Source organism: Paenibacillus sp. FSL F4-0125, assembly GCF_038008565.1.
Taxonomy (GTDB): Bacteria; Bacillota; Bacilli; order Paenibacillales; family Paenibacillaceae; genus Paenibacillus_AQ.
On sequence record NZ_JBBOZJ010000001.1, the window covers coordinates 284474 to 311152 of the forward strand.

The following is a 26679-nucleotide window of genomic DNA, read 5'->3' on the forward strand; positions in this document are numbered from 1 at the left end:
TTCCAATATTGTAGCACAGCGCTCATGTTTTTTCACCTTAGATCGGGTAAAATTAAGATGGGATTTTTTGAAATTCGTCTATATTAGGGACAAGGTAAATACGGAAGGGGTAATTCTACCAATGAACGGAAAAAAATCAGTGCAAGAAGCCTTTAATGAAACGACTTATCGAATCGTGGGACATGGGAATAGAGATGTTCAAGTCTTGAAGGAAGCCTTTGAAGCTGTAGAGAACAGTACAGCATCTGATATTTACGGATCGGGGAAGGTTATTGAGGAATTCCAGGCGGAGATGGCGGAGCTTTTGGGAAAAGAAACCGCAGTCTTCTTTCCGAGTGGAACGATGGCACAGCAAATCGCCTTAAGAATATGGTGTGATGAACAAGGCCTCAAGAGAGTTGCTTATCATCCTTTATGTCATTTGGAGATCCATGAGCAGGATGGGTTGAAGGAATTGCATCATATCGAGCCAGTCCTACTGGCAGACAAGGAGCGATTAATCACCTTAGATGATGTAATACATATGAAGGAAGATATCGCTTGTCTGCTGCTTGAATTGCCGCAGCGCGAGATTGGTGGACAGTTACCGGAGTATAAGGAGCTTGAAGCGATTTCTGCACATTGTCGTGCTCGCGGAATTAAGCTGCATTTGGATGGCGCAAGATTGCTTGAGACGCTCCCCTATTACGGTAAGACAGCTGCTGAGATCTGCGCCCTCTTTGATAGTGTCTATATCTCACTATATAAAGGAATCGGGGGAATTGCAGGTGCGATTCTTGCAGGCGACGAGGACTTTACGAAGCAATCGAAGATATGGAAACGGCGGCATGGTGGCGACCTAATCAGTCTGTATCCGTACATCATCTCCTCTGATTACTATTACCGGCAAAGAGTAGATAAGATGCAGAAGTATTATGATGGGGCCAAGGAGCTTGCTGCCTTAGTTAATCAATGCCGCGCTGTGACGACATTACCTGCTGAACCGGTCTCCAACATGTTTCATATGCATTTTCAAATGTCTCGGGAGAACATCGAACCGATTCTGTCTTCTGTATATGAGGCAACAGGAATCGGTTTAAGCGCAGCGATAAGACCAACGGGAGAACATACTTCTTATTGTGAGATCAGTATTGGAGACAAGTACGCCGACATCCCTAAAGAAGAGCTTAAAGAATTTTTTCTGCTCCTCGATAAGCTAATGCATGAATTATCTTCTGAGCAGCGATCGCAGTATCGAAATCCGTAATAATTGTTTTTTAATAAGCTTTGTACGGAAATCACTCCTTAATTGATTGTAGATCGGTGGGCAATGGGTGAGCGCCCAATGATACATGAATTTAAAGTCTGTAGCGTCTTTCGCAGAATTTAATAAATAGTATGAGATCGTATCATAGGCATTATGGCTAAACCATTCTGTCATTTCCTGCTCGCTATAGCCATATGTCTGAACGGCCATATTCTTAATCAAGAGTTTCTCCTCCAGATTCTCAATTAAGAATCCCTGACTCAGATGAAAGGTAATGTTGTCGCCATGTAATCTATACACGCCGGCAAGGGTATCTATGAAGCCAGCATCACCGACCAACAGGGAGCGCAGATAAATAGAAGCATCGTTGACCATATTCATACTCAGGATATCCATAGCCATTAAGGCCTCGCGCTTAAAGACAGTTGTTAGTGTGGAGGAGGGCTTCGGATATCCTTTTTTCTCGAAATTCATAAAATAATCTTGCTTCTTAATAATTTTATTTAGCTGTAGGCTACTGATCTTCAGTTGCTTGGCCTTTGAATATTCAAGAAACACATTAGCAGCCACAAATGAGATTTCGGGATGAAGATTGTGAAAGTCCACAGCCTTACTTAAATAGTTCATGTCAATCAGATAGTCGTCATCATCGAGGAAAAGAACATACTCGCCATCACCATGAGCGGCAAAGGCTTTACGGCGATTATTACCAGGGCCGCTATTCTTTTCGTTTCGCATGTAGATTACCTGTGGCTCGTCTCCGAAGCTTTGCTGCATTAACTCTTCCGTCCCATCTGTAGAACAATCGTCGATCACTGTGATCTCTTTATGAGGATAGTCTTGCTTTAAGATGCTTTGGATCGCTTGATATAGAAATGCCTTTCTATTGTAAGTAGTGATAATGACACTGACCTTGGGATAATCGGCAAAGGAAACGAGTGCTGGATCTGAACTAGCCATATCTGAGAACTGATATTTGAATGCAACTAACCCATGGATTAATCCGTCAATCTCTTCGTGCACGATACTAAATTGCTCTGCTAAATAGAACCTTAATGCATCCTCCGAGGCTCTCCCTGTGAGATAAGCCCGGATCACCTCAGATAAAGTTTCTAAAAAGGCTTTGATTTGGGGATTTTGTTCTTTATCTATGATCAGATGACATCTTTGGAAGATTTCTTTATCATCCATATGAAGGGAGAATGAGTGGTTGATTTCATCATTTAGGTCATTCAGAAAGACGTAACCGGCTTGCTGCAAAACCTCGCTATGATCCATTTCGAGTCCTCCTGTTGTGTTATTTGGATAAACCACTTACCTCAGGCTGAGTATTAATTTTATTTTTGAGTTTATATCGATACTTTTTGAGATGTTCCCATGTATAGAGAAATACTTCCCGTTCCATTAAAGAGCCGATTACGAAATATACAGGCAAAATCACAAGTCCTAGCAGAACACACCACAACATAAGTCCCGCATAGGAATGGATGGGGATATTGATAGCACGAGAGATCAGAATAATGCCCACAAAAACCACTGTATTCGTTAGCCATCTTTTAAAGGTAACCCAAGGACTCCGGTTCAACAGATGTCTGCTAGCGTAGATCACGATATCTATGGAGCGGTATAAGAGGGCGGCTATAGTTCCCATCAGTACACCGTAAATTCCCATGAAGATTACAAATACAATGGAAGCTACCAGATTTATAGCTGATTCCAGAATGGAACGGTTCTGTGTGTTCTTGAAATGCCCGGCGATGGTAATTACATTATTGGAAGAAGCTCTGGCATTGGTTAATATTTTGATGACTACGAACAGGATCGGCAGCCACATATCGATGTAATTCACGTCATTTACACCAGCGGTATACAACTTCATGAAAGGAAGAATTAGAATGTAAGCCACAGTCAGAATTGAGAAGATGAGCCCCATAAAGTAGACTTCGTAAGCATCATAAAATTTAATAAAGGCTTCTTTACTCTCATGAAAGCTCTGACCAAGAGCTGCCTTTACACTTCCGTTTATAGTTTGAACAATGTTATCTACAATCGTAAAAATCATATTGTACATGACATAGATGCTAACGATCTTTAAGTTCGTAAATATAGTCAGGATCAGCACGTCGGTATTTCTAAACACCAAGTAGGAGATCTCATGAACTAACACGGAGTTTTTTTGACCAATGGCTGCATAGTCTGGTTTAAGATTTAGGTCGATCCATTTGTAATGCTTATTGATATAGATATAGAAGACAACGATTTGAAGTATGGTCAATATGAAATAGGATGCTTGCACTGCGATGATGTTAACACCTTGAAGTAATAATAGAATCCGAATTACATTGTTCAGAATATTAGCCATAGTGACAATAGAAGTTTCTACATAGCTTTTTCCCTCTGCAGCGAGTAGAACTTTGAATTTTCCTTGAAAATAATAATTAATCGCTCCGCCCATCCCTGTGAGCAAAATAATGAGCAAAATCGATAATTTATCGATGTCAGAGGTGATCACTAATGGATATACAACGGCGATTAGGAGGACGGCGAAGAAATAATAAATCCCTGTTTTTTTATAATAGCTGGAGGTAGCGGCCAGAATAGAGTTGATATGGGTCTTATCATCCGAAGCTACCGGCTTATATAGGGCTTGAATCGAAGCGGCGCCTACACCGGCTTCCAGCAGGGCCAAATAACTAATGATCTGTACAATCGAAGCGATTAAACCATTGGCTTCAGAGCCATAGTTGACCATAATCAGTCTGGGTATAAAAAAACCAAGGATGATCGTGATGAGCTGACTTCCGAGTCCAAAGGATAAGTTAAGAATGCTCCGCTTGGCTCTCATAACGTATCCTCCTTTCGTAAAGCGATAAAAACGTATCCAGATGTTCGAAATGCCTTTCGGCATGTTTGGCTTGCGGCGTAACATCCATGTAGTGGGTAGTCATACTATCAAAAACCTGTGCAGGCTGGAGCTGCTCCAGTGTAGTGAAATCGGTATATAACCCTTTGTACTGGGCATCTTCCATTACATTGATCATTTTTTGGCTGTAAGCCACGGGAAACACTGGTTTACCCAACACCCAGCCCAGGATCATCGCATGGAATCTTGATGCTATTATGAAGCTGGAGTTGGCTAGAACGGCCAAGACCTCTTCCATATTCGTTTTATATAAATGCACTTGGATGGCATCCTTATAGGAGGAGCCCATAAGACTCCGGATTTCCTCAATCGCTAGCTGATCGCCTTCATGTTCGCAAAATGACATAAAATGAACAGCGTAGCCTTTTTCAATGAAATAAATTGCGAGTTCTTTCATTTTTTCATAATAGAGGTTGTCAAAACCGTTCAGACCTTTAGAAGAAGGCTTAATAACGGATAAGACGATGTAATCCTCGGCCTCGGGTTCGGGTTGAAGATCTGGCGGGTTAAGCTGAAAAATAATATCTGGCGCTAAACGGACATGATCCAGATCCTCAAATAAATCATAAGAGTACTTTTCTCTAAAACAGATATCTGTATAGTCCTTAAAAATCCGCCTGTGTTCCTCATAATATTCTTTATCTGTATAAGGGCCGAAATTCGATCCTAATAAATAGTAGGGTTTATTCTTATTCCGTATGGCTTCAGCGTTCTTGAAATGCTCTTCCCAATGCTCTGCCTGCATAAAGATCGAGCCACCGATATGAACAACGCCATCGGAGCGATCGGCCATGTATTTTTGCGCCAGATTATGTATCTTTAACCTTCTGCAAATAAAGGCAACGCCTCTTAAGAAAAGGGAATCAGAAGGATACACTTTCAGATTCTTGATCTCTTTGAAACACTGCTTGTATAAGCTTGGAGCACAGATTCTGAATTGGGTATCGGGATATCGCTCACATAGCACCTTAATGAACAAATCATCGCCCAAATTAAATTCGGTATAGGCATAGATCAGCATCTTTTTCATGTTCTAGATTCCTTTCGCTTGAACCTGGATAAGCTTCTCTCCACAGAAATGAATCTGTGATATAGAAGCGGGGAGATTAAGAATGCTCGGATATAAAGGGCTAATCTTCGATCATTACCTCTATAACGTCTTATGAGTTCATACATTTCTTGATTTAGTTCAGGATAGGTATGATCAATGTCGCGAAGTAATTCCTGTATGCTTATGCCTTCTGTCCCATTAAGACAGGTTTTGAGGTTGAAAAAGTAATTCTCGATCAACTCGCGATTTCTTATATAAGGAGATATCGCATCCAGCTTCTCAAAGGGATGGGCCTCGAAATAGGCATCGACCCGTTTGAATACACCGACGACATCAAATTTTTTTACATTATAGCTATTGGAAATTGAAGTGTTTCTTTGTAAATAAAACGATAATATATCCGGTAACGTAATGACTGTAGCCGCTCTGGATAAGGCTTTATAGATAAATTCCTGATCCTCTCCATTTACACAGCGTTCTGTATATTTGAGTCCGTGAAGGAGTAATAGTTCCCGTTTATACGCAATGCTCCCTGTCCATATCCGCAAGCTTTTGTCCACAAAAATATGAGTCAGCGCTTCACTGCCTGTGATGTCACTATAATCGGAAGAGTAGCTCAAAGTAGTGACTCCATCCTCTGAAACATGGCTATATCCCCAGCAAATAATCTCGGGGGCTGATGCTTGAGTATGGGTATGAATAGTTCGTACTAAGTCTGTAGAGATATAATCATCACCATCCAGAAACAGCACATATTTCCCTGTGGCTTCTGCTAAGCCTCTATTTCTAGCCGCGCTAACCCCCTGATTTTCTGTTCGAATGACTTTGCAAGAAAAATCGGGGTAAAGGGAGAGGATATTATCTATCACGTTGTAGGTGTTATCCGTTGAACCGTCATCTATGATAATGACTTCGAAATGTTGTTCACTTTGGGTAAGGAGTGAATTAAACATAGGGGTTATATAATGCTCAATATTGTATACAGGGACCACAATGCTTAAATTCATGTGCTGGCTCCTTTCCTTAGTAGAACTGGATAAATAGCTATCTTAAGCTTACCCTCCGTATCAAAAGATTGTATATACTACTTTAGTTTACTTATTGCTACCTCTATTTCGTTGTAACATCACGTGAATAATAATTATTACAGTATGTAAAATGACAATCATATCGATTGGTATAACATATATAGAAAGCCATAAAATCATGAACGCTCGAAGCGGAGGGACCTACAATGCAGCTGCAAAAAATATTCGTAAACGGTGAGAGATTAAAGCATACGATTGAAGCATTTGCGGATTATGGGCGTACAGATAACAACGGCGTGACCCGGTTATCGCTGACTGAAGAGGATCTTAAGGTTCGGGATTATTTTCGATCCTGTTGTGAAGAATTGGGGATGTCTGTGAAGGTGGACGATATGGGCACGATGTACGCTACGCTTGCGGGTGTAGAGTCTGGGCCTCCTATTGTGATTGGTTCGCATATGGATACTGTGAAAAAAGGTGGCAGATTTGATGGCGTACTTGGGGTAATCGCTGGACTAGAGGTAGTCCGCACACTCGTGGATCATGGGATAAAACCGAAGCTACCGGTGACCATTATGAATTTCACAAACGAAGAAGGCGCTCGCTTTGAACCTTCGATGATGGCCTCTGGTGTGCTGGCCGGTAAGTTCGATAAGGTGGAAATGTTGAATAAAAAAGATCCGAAGGGTGTTACCTTTGGTGAAGCACTGGAGAAGAGCGGGTACAAGGGAGAAACGAGCAATCGTATTACCGAAGCTGCTGCTTATTTAGAGCTTCATATCGAGCAAGGTCCCGTGCTAGAACAAGAAGAACTGTCGATTGGTCTGGTGGACTGTGTAGTTGGCATGGCTTGTTACGAGATTGAAGTGACGGGTGAATCGGACCACGCGGGCACAACGCCTATGGCGATGCGCAAGGATGCCTTGTTCGCTGCCACGGATCTGATCACGGCGCTGCGAAGCAAGCTGAGTGTGCTCGACTCCGAGTTGGTGTATACCATGGGCAGAATGAACGTGCTACCTAATATTCATACCGTTATTCCTAATAAAGTGATCTTCACCATTGAGGCTAGACATAAAGAGATGGAGATTGTTCGTGAGGTGGAAGCGATTATCCATGGTTTGCCGGAGAGGCTGCTGGACTGCGAAGTGAGTAAGACCAAGCTTTGGGGCAGAGAGACCGTCTGGTTTGACCGGGGTGTATGTGATTTAGTGGAGCAAGCGACACAAGCCTTGGGTTATTCTAATCGGAAGATCGCAAGTGGCGCAGGGCATGATGCTCAGTTCGTAGCCAGCTTTCTGCCATCCGCGATGGTGTTTGTACCTAGTGTGAAGGGGAAAAGTCATTGTGAAGAGGAGTTTACCTCCTATGAAGACTGTGAAAAAGGGGTAAATGTAATCCTAGAAACGGTGTTGTTATTACTGTTAAAGTAAAACATGTTATTAAACATAACATTCCATTATGGTAGTAGTGCTTTAATTTCATACAAAATCGTCAAAAAGACACTCTAAGCAGTGTCTTTTTGTATGAGATAATGATTAGGGTTGTGTTGGGTACCAAATGAACCTGAAGTTGATGGGCGGTTTAAGACGAATCCTTTGTGTAAAAACACAATGATGATAGATAATATTTTAATTTTTTACCAAAATGGGAATACTAAACGTATGTTATCATTCTTTACATAAGGGATCTACATTAGACGGGAGAGATGAATGATGATTATCGGAGTGCCTAAAGAAATTAAAAATAATGAGAATCGTGTAGCCATAACGCCTGCGGGTGTAGTTAGCCTTATTAAAGAAGGACATCAAGTGTTAGTGGAAGCCGGGGCTGGTGTGGGAAGCGGATTTCCGAATGAAGAGTATGCTTCTGCCGGAGCAAAGTTGGTTCAGGATGCAGCTACGGTCTGGAACTCTGCCGAAATGGTGATGAAAGTCAAAGAACCGCTGGAAAGCGAGTACCCCTATTTCCGTCCAGGCCTTATCTTGTTCACGTATTTGCATCTTGCACCTGAACCTTCTCTGGCCGCTGCACTTAAGGACAATGGTGTCTTTGCTATCGGATATGAGACGGTTGTTCATGAACGTACCTTGCCGCTATTAACACCGATGAGCGAAGTAGCGGGCCGGATGTCTGTTCAGCTTGGTGCTCAGTTCTTGCAAAAAAACTATGGCGGACAAGGAATTCTTCTCTCCGGTGTTCCGGGGGTTAGTCGCGGGAAAGTTAGCATTATCGGCGGTGGCGTAGTAGGTACCAATGCTGCGAAAATGGCGATCGGATTGGGAGCTGATGTTACGATTGTTGACCTCAGTGCAGAAAGATTACGTCAATTAGATGATATTTTTGGGGCACAGATCAATACACTGATCTCGAACCCTTACAATATTGCCAAAGTAGTAGCTGAGGCAGATCTGTTGGTAGGTGCGGTGTTGATTCCGGGTGCAAAAGCGCCGAAGCTGGTTACAGAGGAAATGGTCAAGACCATGAAGCCGGGGTCAGTGATTGTTGATGTGGCCATTGACCAAGGCGGTATCGTAGAGACGATTGACAGAGTGACAACACATGATAATCCTGTATTTATCAAGCACGGCGTACTGCATTATTCTGTTGCTAATATGCCGGGTGCTGTTGCCAAAACTTCGACGATTGCTTTAACCAATGTCACCGTTCCATACGCCCTGCAAATTGCCAATAAAGGCGTGGTCAAGGCGATTCAGGAAAATGCCGGCCTAAGAAGCGGTGTAAATGTCGCTAATGGAAAAATCACCTGCCAAGCCGTAGCTGAAGCACTTGGAGAGAAACATTTTACGGTAGAACAAGCGATGGAGCAAACGTTCACGATGAGTTAAATAGATGCGTTCCAAATGAGTAATGATATTTGGAAACCGACAAACAGCAAATTCCCGCTATGGGAGTTTGCTGTTTGTCGGTTCTGGGGGAATACACCTGGCTAGCTTCTCTTTTGAAGTGAGGAGATCTGGTAGAAATCTGCTTGTGTGGATCTCGAAGGTGGAATTCTCTGCACTCTGCACTTTGCACTTGCTTAAATCGAGTAGAAGCTTGCAGGCTGGTGATAAAAGTAACTGAAATGCGTAGTGGTGTGGTTGGGTCGGGTATGTGTGATGGTATGTTATTAAAAGTAAAGTTCTATTTCGCTGTGGCTAGGTACAGTAGATGTAACTAAAGCTGTGCAAAAGGAGGGTAGAATACGTAGAAGTTGGTATTCGAGCACATCTAGCTAGTTTCAACTATGCGTAGCCTGATTAGGCCGGTTATAGCTGGATTTAGTTTCTGGTTTTTGGTTTTTGGTTTTTGGTTTTTGGTTTTTGGTTTTTTGGTTTTTTGGTTTTTTTGGTTTTTTGGTTTTTTGGTTACGATGAGAGGCTTGTTGAGATAGTTTTTGGGGAAATCCTCCCTAAAAATTACGCATAAATAGCTTAAAATGCAATAATTAGGGAATTTCTCCCTAATAATACGAAGAAAATGTCCGATTACAACCTAATCGGATAAAAATTAGGGAGTTTTTCCCTGATTAGTGGTAAAACAAGCCCAAAACACAGAATTTTAGGGAGGAATTCCCTAAAAACTCTAAAGGTGCTCTCTCAAATAGCGATTTATGTGCTGTCGAGCCACTCCGTCACCCGCACTCAACGTAACTCTCATCAACGTAGCCTGCAACTCCGTCCCATGCAAACCCGCAACCCTGTAACCAACGTAACCGTAACTCAACAACTCCGCCCACACGGGAATTTATAACCCCGTAGCTCCTTTGCCCTGCCATCTCCCGGCCCGTGACCACGCCCTCCATCCCATTATCTATAGTCAGCTGAGAGCACGCATACTATAATAAAATCACGCTAGAATGCAAGGTTCGGCTATTTTTTCGGGCAGGGGTGGGGCTAGTGACGGATAAGGATCCATTGTTTGATCGTTTCTTCGATAGTATGGAATCGTTGGCGGATGCGATTAGTGAGTCTCTTCAATCTCAAGTTACGATTGAGGATAGTAATCACCATGTGATCGGATACAGCTCCCATCAATTTGAGAGTGATTCCGCGAGAATTTCAACCATTATCGGAAAGCGCGTACCTAATGCTGTCATTATTGGGTTGCGCAAGAAGGGGATTATGCAGCAGCTTGAGAGCGCTACACGTCCGATTCGGATTCCTGCGGTCATGGAGGTAGGGCTTGGTCCCCGACTCGCTATTTGCATCAAACATCAGAAGGAAATTCTCGGATACATATGGGTAGTGGATGCAGGCAATCTAGTTGAAGGGCACGCGGAGAATATTGTAGAGAAAGCGGCGGCCATCGTTGGTCGTTATATATTGAAGCAACGGGGTTGGAAGACGAAGCAGGAGAAGACTCAGGAGGATTTTTTCTGGAAGCTGCTCACCTCCCATTATGACAATGAAGCGAATATCAAGCAGGATGCGGAAGTTTGGTCGATTCTTTTGCCGGAAAAATATTATATTAGCGTGTTTGAGAGTGACAAAATTATCAATGATCATTTCATACTTCGGTTTCGGCAAACTATGGCCTCTTATCCGGGGCTGCAATTATTGTTTCTGACGGCGGAGCACAATCGGTTGATTATATTGTTTTCATTCAGCTTTCGCATGGAAGGAACGGGTGGGCTGTTTTCGTTCATGCATAAAATTATCGAGGATATGCGTAAAAGGGAGAGCTGTATGCTAGCTGCAGGCTGTAGTCTGGATTACACCGAGTATATGTCGGCGGCTATTGCGTATTGGGAAGCGGGATCCATTCTGGAGATCAAGAAGCTGCTGCCTTTTCATGGCCGGGAGTTACTATTGTATGAGGATATTGGATTTTGGGCGTATATTCCGGCTATGCTGGAGCAAAAGCGCAGTCGAACTCGCAAAAGTCCTCTGCTCTATCCACTTAAAGAGCATGATCGCGAGCATAAAAGTGATTTTCTAAAAACGATCGCCGTTTATTTATCGCTCAATGGAAATCTGAAGGAATCGGCCGCTTTTTTACATATTCATACCAACACATTGCTGTATAGATTAAATCGTATAGCAGAGATTACAGGTAAAAGCTTGAAGGATACTGGATACCGTACTTCTATTTATTTGGATATTTTGACGGAAGAGACCAGGCAGCTCAATCAGTGGTTTATTGAGGCACGGGAATAAAATGAATTAAGCACCAACTGGGCAGTGAACACGTACAATAACCTATATTTAGAACCTATAACATTGGAGGGACTAAGCATGGTGAAGGAAGTTCGTTCACCCGATGCCCTTGACTTTGAACGGAAAATGAGAGAAAGCATCGTGGATTCGGCCGAAGGTTTAAATAATAGTGGAGCGGATTTTGCAACATTTGATGAGTCACGCGGTAATCCGCAATTTTGGACGCGTACAGATATCGGAGGACTTCAGCTGAATGCTGGCGTGGCACCTTCGGTTGGGGTTAAAGACATTTTTCGGAACGGACATTTATATGCCTTCGAATGCGCGACAGCGATGGTCATTGTTATGTACAGGGCGACAATTGAAGCTATAGGTGAAGAAGCTTTTAATAGGTATTTTAAGGATTTGTTCTTATGGGATTGGAACTACGACGAGAATCTACGCTTAGTTACGAATTATAATAAGGATCAGATGCTTCGGGGAGATGTTGTGTATTTCAGGAATCCAGATCATGCCCCTAGCAAGCCGGAATGGCAGGGTGAGAATGCTGTTAAGCTTGAAGAAGACCTGTTTTATGGCCACGGCATTGGGATAACCACTGCAGAAATTATCATAGACTCTCTTAATGAGGAAAGAGTGCCCGGAAGTAATGTTTCAGCTTTTCTTACGAATGAATCGATACATCCTGATTTTAATTATTTACAGAGATTATCTACAGATTCTGTCTTACCCATGGCGGAAAATAGAGGCTCTGAGTACACTGTATTTTCAAGGATAGGGGTTCGAAGCTACATTTATAAAATCTAGAATCTAAGAAAGCACCAAGAAAAGCAATCTTCCTGCAAAAAAATCCCGGACCTCCGATAAGGTCCGGGATTTGCTGTGTTCGATAACCTAAAGCTCTGTAAAATCGTTGCGGAATTTTTCGAAATCAGATTTTCTGCATTCCAGCGCAAGCCGTGTGCCTGTTTCTTCATAGCTTGTGGATTGAACATGGGCATGCTCGTTAAAATAAGAGACCACATTGCCGCGATCGAACGGAATCAGAATTTCACACTGAACATAATCGGTAAAAACATGGCTGCGAATCAGATCAGTAAGTTCAGCCATTCCACTATTTTGTTTTGCGGAGAGATAGACGTTGTCCCCTTCAATGTGCGGGTATGGCAAGTCTGTTAGGTCAGCCTTATTATAGGCATAGATCGTCGGAATCTGATCAGCGCCGAGTGCTTTTAATGTCTCATTCGTGACGGCCATATGCTGCTGATGCTGTGGATCGGAAATATCGACTACGTGAATCAATAAGTCAGCTTCGGTCACCTCTTCGAGCGTGGAGCGGAAGGCTTTGACTAGATGATGGGGAAGCTGGCTGACGAATCCAACGGTATCCGTTAATAAAAAGGTTTTGTGATCCGGTAGCTCAATGCTCCGAACGGATGTCTCCAGCGTAGCAAATAACATATCTTTGGCGAACACTTGCTTATTAGAGCCTGGATGGAACGTCTCCACCATCACATTCATTAAGCTGGACTTGCCGGTATTCGTGTAGCCGACGAGACAGACAACCGGAACTTCATTCTTATGCCGCTGCTTCCGCTGAATTTGGCGTCTTGCCACTTGCTGTTGAAGCTCAACTTGTAACGCTGTAATCCGTTCTTCAATTCTTCTGCGATCCAGCTCCAGCTTCGTTTCACCAGCGCCTCTGTTCTTCAGCCCAGCACCACCACCTTGTCTGCCAAGGGATTCTCTGAGTCCTGTTAATCGAGGTAACATATATTGCAGCTTGGCTACTTCTACTTGCAGCTGTGCTTCTTTGGTCTTCGCTCTTTCTGCGAAAATATTCAGAATTAGAATCGTCCGGTCAATGACCTGACGATCCAAAGAAGACTCTAAATTGCGAATCTGTGATGGGGACAGCTCATCGTTAAAAATAACAATTGGAGCATCATGCGCTTCCAGAAGCGCTGATAATTCCTGGATTTTGCCTGTGCCGATATAGTGGGAGGGGTTGATCCGGCTTGCCTTTTGACTAAGTTCTCCGACAACCTCCAGGTCACAGGCGGCAGCCAAATTGCGCAGCTCCTCCATGGAATAGGCAAAGTTTGTTTCGTTTTGAAGCTGGACACCGACTATAATAGCTTTTTCTCGTAGTTGTTCCATATATTAATCATCCTCCAGTAGTAAATAGTAAACGCAAAAAAACACAGGCCATCTGCCTGTGCTTACGGTTCGTTAGAGGACGTCAGAACAAATGTGTAAGGAGAAATCTCCATTACCACATTCGGGTCATCCATAGATATATCGAATTAAACAACGGCTGGGGCGTAGGGAAATGATAACTTAATCCCTTACGAGCAGCAGTTGGTTTATTGGCTTCTATGGAGTTAAATGGGTAGACCTATCCTGAGTCCTCTGCACATGGGCAGAGCTTTAGCGCTATTCAATTAGCCGCGCAAAGTTCTAACTCGGATAAAGTCTATCACACGTAACCCTCCGTTCATAAAAAGTTAAGTCGAGTTTACCATATCCTTTATTTGGTGGCAAATCTGTATTTTATGCTCGGTGAAGCACTTCTCTATTTTAATATCATCCAAGAATTCTAAAAAAAGATTGCATACCATATATATATAATTTGATATGAATAGGAGGTGTGAAGACATTGCCTGTCCTCTCTACAAACACCATCATTAATTTACCTGTCGACGGTACTCGTCCAATAGATCATGTTGTGATTAAAGTAGTTAACAATGGATTAGCTGGCGCGGCTTGTTATTTAACGGGTTTATCCAATAGTGCAAGTCCTCAGACAGTCTTTATTGAAGAATTATTTGAGCTGCAATATCGGGAAACGTTAAGCAGGACCTACGCTATTGTAGAGGAATTATTTCAATTTAATTTTGTATATTCACAGGAGCAAATGAAGATTCAGATTTTTCTTGTGGATGTTAACGGTGTCTGGGCGGATGTTAATCTGGAAGTGTTTCAAGTAAGCCGTATAACCTCGGAAATACGTGATAACGTATCCGTTACATCGACTGACTTTGCAGCGATCAGCTTTATGAGGAGCCCTGCCTTTACTCTTCCACAAGGTCTTGCGGCTGAAATCAGACCGGCAGCTTTAGATGTTCTGTCCAAAAGACCTGTGCGTTATATGGTCGTTGCAGGCGGGACGCTGGATGGGACATTCGAGAATTTTCCTACACCAACTACGGATATTCCTGTTACGGATACGGCACTGCTAGTGAATTACACCTGCACTTCAGTCACTGGTGGAAAGGTTATTATGCAAGGTACAGGATCAGGGATCTCTGGTGCATATGCAAATTTGGCCGTTAATTTGCTAAATGAGCGACTCTCTTACGAGCTTCAGCATGAGCCGGTGACTTTGGTAGTTAACTCACTCTCAGGTGATGATAATCTTGCAGTCACCTTTAAAATGTCTGAGCAATGGTGAGCGCTCAATAATCTACTGCTGAAAGTAAATTCGGGTGATTGAAAAAAGGAACATCCGCGTAGATGCGAATGTTCCTTTTGATAGCGTTGCAAGGGGTAGGTTTAGTCTGTTAATCCTCGCCGCAATGTAAATAGGTCTTTCAAAGCTTCAGTAGACAGCTCGGTAATCCAGCCTTCGGAGCTGGAGATGACATTATCACTTAGCTGCTGCTTACTCTCCAGCATCTCATCAATCTTTTCTTCGAGCGTCCCGAGGGCGATGAATTTATGCACCTGCACATCACGTGTCTGGCCCATCCGATAAGCACGGTCTGTCGCCTGATTCTCAACAGCTGGATTCCACCAGCGATCGAAATGGAATACGTGATTGGCTGCGGTTAAGTTCAGACCGACACCTCCAGCTTTGAGTGAAAGGATGAATACATTCGGCTGATCAGACGGTGACACCTCTGGACGTCTGGCCCTTTCGTCCGCAGAAGGGGCGGGCGTCTGAAATTGCTCAATCATTCGGTCACGCGCCTGTTTGGAGGTGCTTCCGTTTAAATAAAGGACAGGCTCTCCCAGCTCCTGCTGTAGAACAGCTTGAAGCATTTTCCCCATCCCTACATATTGCGTAAAGATGAGACAGCGCTCATCCTCTTCACGTAGCTCCTTCACCATATCCAGCAGTCTTTCGAGTTTAGAGGAACGGTTAATGAGTTGACTGGTGTCCAGTTTGTTGTCTGAATCGGTTTCAGGGAGGGCCTCCTTGGTCACGAGCATCGGGTGATCACACAGCTGTTTAAGTCCGGTTAAAGCTCCAAGGATGGCGCCTTTGCGCTCGATACCTTCCAGCTTCTGCATACGGTCGAGCAGTCCGTTTACGGTCTGATCATAGAGCGCAGCTTGTTCAGCTGTCAGATGAACATAGGTCTTCATCTCATTTTTATCGGGTAGATCGAGCTGGATATTAGGATCCTTTTTCTTGCGGCGAAGCATGAACGGCTTCACGAGATTCTGTAGGTCCGCCGTACGCTTCTCGTCACGTTCCTTCTCAATGGCATTACTGAACCGGTCGTTAAAAGCTTTGGCGGTGCCCAGATAACCTGGGGTTATAAAATCATAAATGGACCAGAGCTCGGATAATCTGTTCTCTATAGGTGTTCCTGTTAGCGCAATCCGGTGTAAAGCCGGGAAGCTGCGCACAGCTACCGACTGCTTCGTTTGAGCATTCTTGATGTTCTGTGCTTCATCGAGGCAAATCGCCGCCCAAGTGAATTCCTTCAGCAATTCCTGATCAAGGGCCGCAGTCGCATAAGAGGTAAGTACCACGTCCGCTTGCGAAGCAGCGCCATAGAAGAATCCTGCGTCCAGACGGCGACTTCCGTAGTGAAGCATCACATTCAGAGAAGGCGCGAAGCGCTGCAATTCCTTCTGCCAGTTACCAAGTACAGAGGTAGGGCAGATGATTAGAGCAGGCCAGCCAGGCGGGTCGGTCTGGCGACGAGATGAGCTAGGATCGGTATTTTCTTTGATATGAAGTAAATATGCGATGAGCTGGACAGTCTTGCCAAGCCCCATATCATCGGCTAGACAAGCCCCCAAGCCGAATTGACGCAGGAAAGTCAGCCAAGCATATCCTTCGTGTTGATAGGTGCGTAGCTCTGCCTGGAGTCCTGCGGGCACTGGAGGCTTCGGCCACTGTGAGCGCTGGCCGAGCTGACCAATGAGGCTGATCAAATGCTCGTTTAGCTCTACCTCGAGCCGCAGGCGCGCCGCATCCTCTTGAAGCTGCTCTTCCGTAGCCTCAGCCTCAGCTTCCTCGCTCGCTTGCAGCAAATGCAGCTGAAGCACATCTTGGAAAGACAAGCCTTGTGACTTATCCATTCCAGCCATGGCTCTTTGGATTTGTGCCAGCAGCGCGGGGTCGAGAGAGACCCATTTGCCTTTGAAGCGCACGAGTCGCTCACCTCTTGCGACCAGCTCGGCAAATTCAGCTTCGGTGAGGTCGACGTCGCCGATGGAGATTCGCCAATCGAAATCGATGATCGAATCGAGGCCGAAGAGCGAGTCGCCGCCGCTGCGTTTGTCCTCGCCCGAGCTGATCTTGGCGCGCAGGCGCGGTTTTTTCCGGCTGGCGGCTTCCCACCACGCCGGCAGCAGCACTTGCCAGCCTGCTTCCAGCAGCCGCTGGCTCTCGGCCGTCAAGAACCGCCAAGCGATGGCATCGCTGAGCGGTTCGGCCAGTACGTCGCCGCCCGCCGCGAAGCGCTCGGGCGGCAGACTGCCGCGGAGGCGCTCCAGCCATCCCGCGGCGCGTTCATGCACGTGGGCCGACCATGCTGTCGGCCACAAGCCGTGTGGCTCGCCGTCATCGGCGAGCCTGATGGGAACAAGCGCGGATTCATCGCGCTTGTCCTGGAGGATCAGCTGCAGCCGCCAAGGGGATTCATCCCCCTCCGGCTCCAGCAGCTGAAGTGCGGGCCGGAAAGGCGCGGTATCCGCCTTCCAGCCAATGGCGATAAGCCATGCAGCGGTATCCATGCCCGCTGCAAGGGCCCCGCTTCTATCGAATAGAAGCGGGAACTCGCTCCGGAGGTCGCCTGCCGCGGCCTCCGTGCTGTAGTACCTCTGCGATACGGCGGCGGAGAACGCCGCGCGTAGCCCGCGGCTAAATTCGCTGCCGCCATTTAGCGCCTCAAGGGCACCCTTGGCAGTGTCATTCTCCACTGCCACCTGCGCAAGAGCTCCCTCATCCCAAGTCCATTGCAATCTCCCGGTGCGATAAGCGGAGATATCGGGAATATACTGTTTGTTCTCCAAACATATAGCCAAAAGTGGTGCAAGTTCAGTCAGATGAGCCGCTTCGCCCTCCCAGTTCCATTCGATATGCGACAGCAGCTTCTGCTCTGCAAAGAAGGGGATGACCTGCTCCGCAGGAAGAATTACTAGCTCTACACCTTCACCGGCCGGTTGAACCGTTAACTCCGTACCATAAAAAGACGCCTCATGCCAGGCGAATAGCCGCTGCTTAAGCTGCAAACCGGGCACCAGATCTTCTCTTTCATTCATTCCATATAGTAAAGCGTCGCCATACTGGCTTAATGCAAGCCGGATGGTCAGCGTGCGCAAATGCATGTTCATGGTATTAGCTTTCCTTTCCGAAGCTCCTCTTGCAGCGCGCGAAGTCTGCTGTGCCTAGTGGTGAAGGCAATAAGGAACTCTTCCCACCGTTCTTCTTGTTTCATTTTTTTATACAGCTTGGATAATCGCTTCAAAAGTTTTACAGCTGCTTTGTAGCTATGTCTATTCTTATCCAGCACAAATCTTTCAGCGGCCTGATGATAGAAGGGGAGTAGAACTTCGGGTGCATTTTTCTCCATAGGCTGGAGGTCTGTAACACGAAATTCCGAAGGCTGTTTACCGATGGACAGTTGATAATCCATCCATATATGCCATTTTTCATAGGTAATTAGCTTCTCTTCGTATACTTCGCCAGAGATAGGTAGCATAGTGGCTAATGTATTCCACATCTGCGGTTCAGCTTCAGGAAGGTGGCGAACAGCCTCTTCCCAGCTATTCGAATAGTTATTCAAATTATAGAGTCTGCTGCTTAGCAGTGGACCGATCTGAACAAGCCAACTCACCAAGCGTGACCACTCACCTGCATCCAGAAGCGGGGAGGTGAAGCTCATAAGCTCATCGGGATGGAGACCCGGGCGCTCGGCAGCCTTATTCAGCAATTCCCAAGCTTGTGGGTCCTTCTTCAGATAAAAATACATGCGGCTCTGGGCCAACAGCCAGGCATGCCGTGACAGGGAAGCGCCTAATTCACCTTCTGCTTGCTGAAGCTGTTTGATTTCATCTAGGTAAAGCTTAGTTCCACCCGTATTCGGGTAGATCCAGTTTCTCCACAGCAAGTCATAGCAAAGTGAAAAAGAGGGCTGATCCCGCAAGCGATCACGCGACTCCGTCAACATCTCACGCCGTAAGTAGGCGAGCGTATCGATGATATGCGGCCATAGGTCGTATTCTTGCTCTTGCTCGGGAGACAGCGGGAGTGTGCTTTTTAACAGACGGGTGATGGCTTCCTGTAGTTCTGAGACCGCTACTTGCGTGTAATATCCGAGTGATGCAGTGAAGGCGACCTGACCCGGTAGATTGGCGGAAGGCTTAGCCAGCTTTTCTAAAAGGAAAAGATGGGCATGCAGAGTGAATAGCTTGTCCAATTCCGGAGATAACTTCGGCTTGGATTTAGTAATGGAAGATAACGCACGATCCACATATTCAGGATTCCGAGTGGTATGTGCCAGAGGGGTAATGCAGATTGCAAAATACTCTCGCCACTCCGTGAGGCCTCCCTCAGCGATCCGGCTGGCATGTTCTTTTAGCTGTTGCTGGTGCTTTCCATCTGCTCCGATAGGGGAGCTACTCGATGTTTTTGGGAGAAAGGACGCAGCCTTGGCGTTAGCTAGAACTTGTACAGATCTATTCTGTTGTTCGGCAAAACTGAGCAGTACGGCAGCCATATGCTTACAATGACCTGAAACAGGGCAGTTGCAATGACACCGAGTGAAGCTGTCCAGATCAATCGTAACGCGGTAATCCTCTCTACCTTCAACAAGTGCATTGATCTTAGATGGCTCCGTCATAGTGAACGAACGAATCCGGCTTTGCTTATAATATTGGAACCCCCGTTTGAGGGTAAGGTCATCGAAATAATAGGCGACATTCTGGATGAGCTTACTCCACTGCGTATCATCCATAGTATAGGTTGGTTGCATACAATTGGTCTCCCGTAATAAAAATGTTCGTTATTTGAATTCATTATATCATTTCTTTTTGAGTAGGATGTTTTGGCGTTGTAATGAAAGCGGAAATGCTGGCTTGTATGGAACGTGGGGCCTAAACATATACTAATCGTACTGCATTTTGAAATATAAGAACGTAAGAGTTTCAATGATTCTTATATTTTGGCAGAAACGATTATCATCTCTGAGAGGACGCCGAAGGCGGGTCTTTTTAGATAGTGGGTAATGGTTGATTTTATGTAAATCAAACAAAGGTCAAAAAAGGTCAAATCATTAAATATGTTTAAATTTGTAGCATTAAATCAGCTGATTTGACTGAATTTGACCGAAAATTGGCTTAAATCGATTTTGTTATTCCTCTGGCAGGGGACTATAATAAGGTCATAGGTCAAATAAAGTCAAAGTCAATGAGAGGAGAATGGATAATGTTTGATTTGGTTCCTTTTGGTAAACGTAGAGATGATGCTTTTGGTATGCTGGCTAAGTCTTTGAATGATGTTTTTAACGATGATTTTTTTGCACCGATCAAGAGCTCAACGATGTCCTTTAGAACGGATATTCGCGAGAGTGAGCAGGCTTACCTGATTGAAGCTGAACTTCCTGGCTTTAAAAAAGAAGAAATCGACATTGATTATGCCAGCCCTTACTTGACGATTAAAGCGGTGCGGAAGGAAGAGAATGCTGAGGAGAACAAGGATCATCAAATTGTACGCAGAGAACGTCGATATGGTGAATATGTTCGCAGATTCTATGTTCAGGACATTGCAGAAGAAGAGATCCGCGCGTCTTTGAAAGACGGATTACTGAAGCTGGAAGTTCCAAAACGGCAAAAGCCGCAAGGAAAACGCATCGAAATTCAAGACGGAGATTCTAGCGGTTCGCAGTCTGAATAAGCATAATTTAGGCGGAATTAGTTTCCGCTTAACATCTTAGAGATTGGCAGCGGGCTTTTAATATAGTGTTATGAATAAAAGGCGCATTGTAGTGGAGGATTCCGGCTATGGTGCGTCTTTTCTCGGAATGGAATGATAAGTTAGTTAAGTTACAGGTAATAAAGCAATGAAAGGAGGAATCCGAGTGGCTAACAACAACTATTATGATGCTTTGGGTGTGAGCAAAACAGCAACCAAACAGGAAATTAAAAAGGCTTATCAAAAGCTCGCCAAGAAGTGGCATCCCGATGTGAACAAAGCTCCTGAGGCAGAGGCCAAATTCAAAAAAGCGGCTGAAGCCTATGAAGTGCTTGGAAATGAGGAGAGACGAAAGCTTTACGATGAGGAGCTGCTTTATGGGGCTCAGCGTGGTAGAGCGGGTGGAGGTGCTTCGAGCGGGGCCTCTTCGTGGGGTTCAAACTTTGGTGGAAGCTGGAGCGGCGGAACTTATTCTACAGGGGGCTCTGGCATTTCGGAGGAAGATTTGTTTGGAATGTTTTTTGGGAATCGGGGCTCGGCGGATCGAGCTGGCTTTGATTTCTTTTCTAGTAGTGGTAGTGGTAGTGGCCGTTCGAGCAGTAATCCATGGGGTGAGGCGCACAGTACGACGCAGGCGCAGCTGGATATTACGTTGGAGCAGGCTTATAAAGGAGCAACTGTACGAGTACAGATTGGTGATAAAACTGTGGATGTTCTTGTTCCGCCGAGATCTAGTGAAGGTACGATTTTAAAAATCGCAGGGAACGCTCAGAGTGGCATAGCTCCGGGCGGCGATATACTGCTGGCACTTCATATTCTTCCTCATGATATTTACAAGCTTCGAAATGGCGATTTATGCGGCGTAGTTGAAGTTGCTCCTTGGCAAGCGGTATTGGGCGGAGAGGTGAAGGTTCCACTACCTGGCGGCGGTGCTGTGAAGTTGAAGATTCCTGCAGGAATTCAGAGCGGCAAAACGCTGCGCATCCCAGGCAAAGGTTTGAAGCGTGAAAATGGTACGAATGGTGATATTTTATTTGGTATTGAGATTATTATTCCTGAGACAACCAGCGAAGCGGAAAAGAACTTGTACCGTAAACTGGCTGAATCCAGCCGATTCGAGGCCAGAGCTAAACGCCAAAGCACCGGTACGCAGCGCCAAAAGTCTAAAGTGGGTAATTAATAGATAGGTAGAGTTGGTGAATATGGTGAATGGAGTGCTAGCTGTAGGATAGTAACTTAATTAGAAACTAACTATAGAAGAGACCTGTGAGGAGTGTCGGGAAAAAAGAAGGCTAAAGTTTGGTGAAGTGTGCTGAATGCGGCTCAATGAGCGAAAAGAGGTACAAAAATACCCCAGAATGGGCTGAATGCGGCTCAATGAGCGAAAAGAGGTACAAAAAAACCCCAGAATGGGCTGAATGTGGCTCAATGAGCGAAAAGAGGTACAAAAATACCCCAGAATGCGCTGAATGTGGCTCAATGAGCGAAAAGAGGTACAAAAATACCCCAGAATGCGTCGAAAGCGGCGCGCCAAATTAACTTATACCGGCCAAAACGGCCGATCCTATATATCATTCTTAAATAGAAAGGTGAGAGAGCTATGGATTTCAATAAACTTACTCAAAAGCTGCAGGAAGCAGTGGCTGCGGCGCAGTCTCTTGCTTCAGACAGCGGACATCAGGAGATCGATAATCTCCATCTATTAAAAGCATTACTCCAGCAGCAAGAAGGCTTGCTGCCAAGATTGCTGCAAAAGATGAATGTCCCCGTAGCTGAGATGCTGCGCAGCACGGATGAACTGCTTGGGCGTAAGCCGAGCATCAGCGGGTCAGGAGCAAGCACGGTGCGGCGTTATGCCTCGCAATCGCTGATCCATCTGCTGGAGCAGGCGGAGAAGGAAGCGGCGAAGATGCAGGATGAGTTTGTCTCTGTGGAGCATGCTGTGCTGGCCATGGTGTCGGATTCGAGCAGGGACAATCGTGAGCTGCGTGATCTTTTTGTCAGTCGTGGCCTAACACGCGAGAAGCTGATGTCTATACTTGCGGAGATTCGCGGGCATCAGCGTGTAACGAGTCGGGAGCCGGAGGCTACTTATGAGGTGCTGGAGAAATACGGACGTGATCTGGTAGCAGAGGTTCGTGCAGGCAAGATCGATCCAGTCATCGGACGTGACGCAGAAATACGCCGTGTGATCCGAATTCTGTCCCGTAAAACGAAGAATAACCCTGTTCTCATCGGTGAGCCAGGTGTAGGGAAAACGGCAATTGTAGAAGGCTTGGCTCACCGGATTGTACGCAAAGACGTACCGGAGGGTCTGAAGGATAAGACGATTTTCTCGCTGGATATGAGTTCCCTCGTAGCAGGCGCGAAGTTCCGTGGTGAATTCGAGGAACGCTTGCAGGCGGTGCTTAGGGAAGTTCGTGAAAGTAACGGCCGAATTATTCTTTTTATTGATGAGCTGCACACGATTGTAGGCGCAGGTAAAACTGAAGGCTCGATGGATGCTGGCAATATGCTCAAGCCGATGCTGGCTCGGGGTGAGCTGCACTGTATCGGTGCCACAACGCTCGATGAATACCGCAAGTATATTGAGAAGGACCCTGCGCTGGAGCGCCGTTTCCAACAGGTGCTGGTCAGCGAACCGGATGTAGAGGATACGATCTCCATTCTACGCGGTCTGAAGGAACGGTTCGAAGTCCATCATGGAGTCAAAATCCATGACAGCGCCCTCGTCGCTGCAGGAGTTCTGTCTAACCGCTACATTACGGATCGTTTTTTGCCGGATAAAGCGATCGACTTAGTGGATGAAGCTTGCGCCATGATCCGTACAGAGATTGACTCTATGCCGGGTGAGATGGATGAAGTGACCCGTCGTCTGATGCAGATGGAGATTGAAGAAGCGGCACTTAAAAAGGAAACCGATGACGCCAGCAAACGCCGTCTGGAAATCTTACAACGTGAACTCGCCGATCTTAAGGAGAAGCAGCTTGGGATGACGGCGCGTTGGGAGAAGGAGAAGTCAGCGATTCAAGGCATCCGCGACCTCAAAAAACGGCTGGAGCAAGTCCGGAAGGATTTGGTCGATGCGCAGGAGGAATATGATCTTAATAAATCTGCCGAACTGAGCTATGGCATTATTCCTGATCTGGAGCGGCAATTGAAAGCGGCTGAAGAAGCGGCTCAGCAGGATCAGGATACTAGATTATTGCGCGAAGCTGTAACCGAGGAGGAAATCGCAGATATTGTATCGCGCTGGACGGGCGTTCCAGTTAGCCGACTGGTTGAAGGCGAACGGGATAAGCTGCTGCGTCTGGAAGAAACGCTGCATGAACGAGTTGTGGGCCAAGATGAAGCTGTCAGCTTGGTGGCTGATGCCGTACTTCGGGCAAGAGCTGGGATCAAAGATCCAAATCGGCCGATCGGTTCCTTTCTGTTCCTCGGTCCGACTGGGGTAGGGAAGACGGAGTTGGCTAAATCACTCGCGGTCTCTCTCTTTGATCGCGAAGATGGCATGATCCGTATTGATATGTCGGAGTATATGGAGAAGCACAGTGTTTCTCGCCTGGTCGGAGCACCTCCGGGATATGTTGGATATGAGGAGGGCGGCCAACTAACAGAAGCGGTACGGCGACAGCCATATACAGTAGTGCTGCTCGATGAAGTGGAGAAGGCGCATCCTGATGTATTTAATATTCTACTGCAGCTGCTTGATGATGGGCGGCTGACCGATTCGCAGGGCCGGATGGTCGACTTTAAGAATACGATCATTATCATGACCTCAAATATCGGCTCACCACATCTGATTCAAGGCACCGATGAGAAGGGTCAGCTTACGGAGGCGGCTAAGGACAGAGTAATGAAGGAACTAAGTGGACATTTCCGTCCGGAGTTTCTGAACCGGGTAGATGACATTGTGATGTTCAAGCCTTTGACCCTGGGTGAGATCGAGCAGATCGTGGACAAACTGGTAGACGGATTGCGTTTACGCCTTGCTGAACGGGAGATTGGTCTTGAATTAACTGAACCGGCGGTACGTTTTATCGCTAAGGAAGGTTTTGATCCAGTGTATGGGGCTAGACCGCTGAAACGCTTTATCCAGCGTAGTTTGGAGACCCGTGTGGCCCGTGCGATCATTGCTGGCGAAGCCGCAGAAGGTTCAGTGATTCAAGTAGATGAATCTGGCGGCGACCTGACAGTTACCATCATGAAGCCAGAAGGTGATGAACCACAGCGTGCTGAATAAGAGATTCGTACGATGTAAAAATATAAGGCATCCACAAAGCCGTTAAGGTTTTGTGGATGCCCTTTTTTTAGTACACTCACTCCACCCAAGGTATTAAGTGGGGGTGTTCATCCAGAATGGACAGGTACTGCTCCTTCCAGCCGTATTGGCCATCGGGATCAAGGAGCATGTAACGCAGATATTTTTCTAAACGGAATTCTGCCTTCGACCAACCTAAATGCTTGAGTCGTAAGTTGCTTAGCTGGTGGGGAAGCTCGAAAATATTTTCCGGAAATCGCCCACAGTGCTGTGGGGATTCATTCCATACATAGTTGAAGTCTTCTTTATAGCGAAGCAAAAAAGGACGATAATTCAAATGAGAGCGCCAGTAAATATCTTCTCTGTAATGGGTGGCGTTCCATAAATCGTAGAGACGGAAGCAGAATAGATCGACCTCGTCAGCGTACAGTAACGTATCAATATTTGCAGCAAAACTGGGTTCAAAGATTTCGTCTGCGTCCAGACTCAGAATCCACTCAGGGTTCGTCTTCAGAACCTCTTCCCACTGCTGCTTTCGCAGCTCAATTTCATTGCTGAACTTGGATATGGTATTGTGCACGAGATGAACGGGAATGCCTTCAAGGGCTTCCAAACAGATCGCTGCTGAATTATCCGTGCTGCCATCATCAATAATGACGGCCTCATCGATGTATTTGCGATGCTCCTCCAGAACCTGTCGCAGAAAGCGTCCACTTTCATTTTTCACAACCATGGTGAGGGTTAGCTTAGGCCGCTTTTTGGCTAGAGGGATTGTTTCCTTGGAACTTTCATTGTCTGGATTGTCTGTAATGTCTGTATTGGTTAGATTGTCTGGTGTGGAGGTCGGCTCTGTCGATATAGGCACATCATCCGTAGATAAATTGCTCGCTGCATCAGTGGAGTCAGCTTTGGTCTCCGTGGTTTCTTTGATAAAATCATCAACTTTGCTCAAATCACTGTCTCTATACAAGTGTAGCGCCGGATAATGGGTGTCGACGAACAGGGGAATGCCAAGGGCTGCAGCACGGATACAGAAATGGCGGTCTTCTCCCCAGTATGAAATGTTGCGAATTTGATTGTAGCTAACCCCGGCTTTTATCGCATGCTGACTAATCAATGTACAAGCCCCGAGTCCGCCCACTTCATAAATTCCGGGATTCCGCATCTTAGCTATAAATTCATGAAATCTGCGATTGATCTCCTCTGGTTGCAGTTTTTCGCCGGGCAGTAACTCCCATTGATTGTATTCGTCGTGCATCCATACCTGCGGCTGAAACATAGTTCCTGGCTGCCACTGCGTCCAGAATACCTCTGAGATGATATCCTTGTTCGTACCTATTAGATGTCTGAGGGTATCGGGATGGAGAATGAGATCGGAGTCAATCAGAAACAAATAGTCATAATTCAGGGTCTGGGCTCGGTTGATCATGAGATTCTTAAAGTTGGCTACTTTCCAGACTAAATCGGTACTCCAGAAGTGGGTAGTATCATTGCGAATATAGGCATCATGAAAGCCGGAGCTCTGAAGATAAATATGATCACCCTTGCTTTTGAATTCCTGGAGTAGCCGGGTTGATTCCTCATCATCATTATCATCTATCAGATGAAAATGCAGCTCAATATTGGCTACATTCAGACGAAGCAAGGAATTGAGAAATTCTTTTAAAACCGTAGGCTTCTGGTGGATCGGACTGCCGATCAATACACGAATCTTGGTTTCCGTCATTGCCGCCTCCTTGAGGGATGCTCCCTCTTTCCTTGGATGTATCCGTATGTTCTCAATATATTTACAGGGGAGCGGCAATAATCCTTATTTTTCAAAGTTCTGTAAAGTAAATGAGTGTTAGATATATT

Annotated in this window: 18 protein-coding genes; 10 read left to right on the plus strand and 8 right to left on the minus strand. The window is 45.7% G+C overall.

Going from position 1 to position 26679, the window contains the following annotated elements:
• The first annotated feature begins 121 nt into the window (after nt 1-121).
• Nucleotides 122-1246, plus strand: a complete 1125-nt coding sequence (locus NST74_RS01345) for a threonine aldolase family protein (protein ID WP_341110077.1) — start codon at nt 122-124, stop codon at nt 1244-1246.
• Here NST74_RS01345 and NST74_RS01350 read toward each other — a convergent pair.
• The 4 genes from NST74_RS01350 to NST74_RS01365 are packed head-to-tail and all read right to left on the minus strand — an operon-like array spanning nt 1208 to nt 6227.
• Nucleotides 1208-2524 carry a glycosyltransferase family 2 protein gene (locus tag NST74_RS01350; protein WP_341110079.1) on the minus strand — a complete coding sequence of 439 codons (1317 nt, stop codon included), beginning with the start codon at nt 2522-2524 and terminating at the stop codon, nt 1208-1210. The two genes, NST74_RS01345 and NST74_RS01350, sit on opposite strands and share 39 nt — an antisense overlap.
• 19 nt (nt 2525-2543) lie before the next feature.
• Nucleotides 2544-4091, minus strand: coding sequence for a lipopolysaccharide biosynthesis protein (locus NST74_RS01355; protein ID WP_341110080.1), 1548 nt, complete (start codon nt 4089-4091; stop codon nt 2544-2546).
• Nucleotides 4066-5199, minus strand: coding sequence for a polysaccharide pyruvyl transferase family protein (locus tag NST74_RS01360; RefSeq protein WP_341110081.1), 1134 nt, complete (start codon nt 5197-5199; stop codon nt 4066-4068). The genes NST74_RS01355 and NST74_RS01360 overlap by 26 nt, the downstream gene beginning before the upstream one ends.
• Entirely contained in the window at nt 5196-6227 is a 1032-nt protein-coding gene (locus NST74_RS01365) for a glycosyltransferase family 2 protein (protein WP_341110082.1), read from the minus strand. The genes NST74_RS01360 and NST74_RS01365 overlap by 4 nt, the downstream gene beginning before the upstream one ends.
• Nucleotides 6228-6454: 227 nt before the next feature.
• Between NST74_RS01365 and NST74_RS01370 the strand changes: the two genes are divergently transcribed.
• From NST74_RS01370 to NST74_RS01385, 4 genes are all read left to right on the plus strand, one after another.
• Nucleotides 6455-7681 (plus strand): Zn-dependent hydrolase, encoded by a 1227-nt coding sequence (locus NST74_RS01370; protein WP_042123439.1) that lies wholly within the window; start codon nt 6455-6457, stop codon nt 7679-7681.
• 282 nt (nt 7682-7963) lie between these two features.
• Entirely contained in the window at nt 7964-9097 is a 1134-nt protein-coding gene (gene ald / locus NST74_RS01375) for an alanine dehydrogenase (RefSeq protein ID WP_042123441.1), read from the plus strand.
• Between the two features lie 1053 nt (nt 9098-10150).
• Nucleotides 10151-11410, plus strand: coding sequence for a PucR family transcriptional regulator (locus NST74_RS01380; RefSeq protein ID WP_341110085.1), 1260 nt, complete (start codon nt 10151-10153; stop codon nt 11408-11410).
• A 78-nt stretch (nt 11411-11488) separates the two neighbouring features.
• Complete coding sequence (locus tag NST74_RS01385) at nt 11489-12217, plus strand: protein-glutamine gamma-glutamyltransferase (RefSeq protein WP_341110086.1); 729 nt, start codon at nt 11489-11491, stop codon at nt 12215-12217.
• An 87-nt stretch (nt 12218-12304) separates the two neighbouring features.
• On the opposite strand, the gene hflX is transcribed toward NST74_RS01385, so the two are convergent.
• The gene (gene hflX / locus NST74_RS01390) at nt 12305-13570 is read right to left on the minus strand and encodes a GTPase HflX (protein WP_341110087.1); all 1266 of its coding nucleotides are present in this window, start codon (nt 13568-13570) and stop codon (nt 12305-12307) included.
• A gap of 490 nt (nt 13571-14060) precedes the next feature.
• Between hflX and NST74_RS01395 the strand changes: the two genes are divergently transcribed.
• Nucleotides 14061-14864: a hypothetical protein gene (locus tag NST74_RS01395; protein WP_341110088.1), complete on the plus strand. Its 804-nt coding sequence runs from the start codon at nt 14061-14063 to the stop codon at nt 14862-14864.
• Nucleotides 14865-14965: 101 nt separating this feature from the next.
• Here the strand turns inward: NST74_RS01395 and NST74_RS01400 are convergent, their stop codons facing one another.
• Nucleotides 14966-17986, minus strand: a complete 3021-nt coding sequence (locus NST74_RS01400) for a DEAD/DEAH box helicase (RefSeq protein ID WP_341110089.1) — start codon at nt 17984-17986, stop codon at nt 14966-14968.
• Nucleotides 17983-19626 carry an SWIM zinc finger family protein gene (locus tag NST74_RS01405; protein ID WP_341110090.1) on the minus strand — a complete coding sequence of 548 codons (1644 nt, stop codon included), beginning with the start codon at nt 19624-19626 and terminating at the stop codon, nt 17983-17985. The genes NST74_RS01400 and NST74_RS01405 overlap by 4 nt, the downstream gene beginning before the upstream one ends.
• Nucleotides 19627-20078: 452 nt before the next feature.
• Here NST74_RS01405 and NST74_RS01410 point away from each other — a divergent pair, with 452 nt between their 5' ends.
• The 4 genes from NST74_RS01410 (at nt 20079) to clpB (ending at nt 24807) form a co-directional block, all read left to right on the plus strand.
• The gene (locus NST74_RS01410) at nt 20079-20546 is read left to right on the plus strand and encodes an Hsp20/alpha crystallin family protein (protein WP_341110092.1); all 468 of its coding nucleotides are present in this window, start codon (nt 20079-20081) and stop codon (nt 20544-20546) included.
• Between the two features lie 184 nt (nt 20547-20730).
• Complete coding sequence (locus NST74_RS01415; RefSeq protein WP_341110094.1) at nt 20731-21744, plus strand: DnaJ C-terminal domain-containing protein; 1014 nt, start codon at nt 20731-20733, stop codon at nt 21742-21744.
• 146 nt (nt 21745-21890) lie between these two features.
• The gene (locus NST74_RS01420; protein WP_341110095.1) at nt 21891-22103 is read left to right on the plus strand and encodes a hypothetical protein; all 213 of its coding nucleotides are present in this window, start codon (nt 21891-21893) and stop codon (nt 22101-22103) included.
• Nucleotides 22104-22164: 61 nt separating this feature from the next.
• Complete coding sequence (gene clpB, locus NST74_RS01425; protein WP_341110096.1) at nt 22165-24807, plus strand: ATP-dependent chaperone ClpB; 2643 nt, start codon at nt 22165-22167, stop codon at nt 24805-24807.
• 76 nt (nt 24808-24883) lie between these two features.
• Here clpB and NST74_RS01430 read toward each other — a convergent pair whose 3' ends face one another.
• On the minus strand, nt 24884-26551 hold the full coding sequence (locus NST74_RS01430) for a glycosyltransferase family 2 protein (RefSeq protein WP_341110097.1): 1668 nt from the start codon (nt 26549-26551) through the stop codon (nt 24884-24886).
• Nucleotides 26552-26679 lie beyond the last annotated feature (128 nt).

Excerpts from the sequence above, each read along its gene's own strand:
- NST74_RS01365 (WP_341110082.1), bottom strand. The coding sequence starts at position 6,227 with ATGAATTTAAGCATTGTGGTCCCTGTATACAATATTGAGCATTATATA.
- NST74_RS01355 (WP_341110080.1), bottom strand. The coding sequence starts at position 4,091 with ATGAGAGCCAAGCGGAGCATTCTTAACTTATCCTTTGGACTCGGAAGT.
- NST74_RS01420 (WP_341110095.1), top strand. The coding sequence starts at position 21,891 with ATGAGCGAAAAGAGGTACAAAAATACCCCAGAATGGGCTGAATGCGGC.
- NST74_RS01345 (WP_341110077.1), top strand. The coding sequence starts at position 122 with ATGAACGGAAAAAAATCAGTGCAAGAAGCCTTTAATGAAACGACTTAT.
- hflX (WP_341110087.1), bottom strand. The coding sequence starts at position 13,570 with ATGGAACAACTACGAGAAAAAGCTATTATAGTCGGTGTCCAGCTTCAA.
- clpB (WP_341110096.1), top strand. The coding sequence starts at position 22,165 with ATGGATTTCAATAAACTTACTCAAAAGCTGCAGGAAGCAGTGGCTGCG.
- ald (WP_042123441.1), top strand. The coding sequence starts at position 7,964 with ATGATTATCGGAGTGCCTAAAGAAATTAAAAATAATGAGAATCGTGTA.
- NST74_RS01410 (WP_341110092.1), top strand. The coding sequence starts at position 20,079 with ATGTTTGATTTGGTTCCTTTTGGTAAACGTAGAGATGATGCTTTTGGT.
- NST74_RS01385 (WP_341110086.1), top strand. The coding sequence starts at position 11,489 with ATGGTGAAGGAAGTTCGTTCACCCGATGCCCTTGACTTTGAACGGAAA.
- NST74_RS01430 (WP_341110097.1), bottom strand. The coding sequence starts at position 26,551 with ATGACGGAAACCAAGATTCGTGTATTGATCGGCAGTCCGATCCACCAG.
- NST74_RS01405 (WP_341110090.1), bottom strand. The coding sequence starts at position 19,626 with ATGCAACCAACCTATACTATGGATGATACGCAGTGGAGTAAGCTCATC.
- NST74_RS01350 (WP_341110079.1), bottom strand. The coding sequence starts at position 2,524 with ATGGATCATAGCGAGGTTTTGCAGCAAGCCGGTTACGTCTTTCTGAAT.
- NST74_RS01370 (WP_042123439.1), top strand. The coding sequence starts at position 6,455 with ATGCAGCTGCAAAAAATATTCGTAAACGGTGAGAGATTAAAGCATACG.
- NST74_RS01360 (WP_341110081.1), bottom strand. The coding sequence starts at position 5,199 with ATGAAAAAGATGCTGATCTATGCCTATACCGAATTTAATTTGGGCGAT.
- NST74_RS01400 (WP_341110089.1), bottom strand. The coding sequence starts at position 17,986 with ATGAACATGCATTTGCGCACGCTGACCATCCGGCTTGCATTAAGCCAG.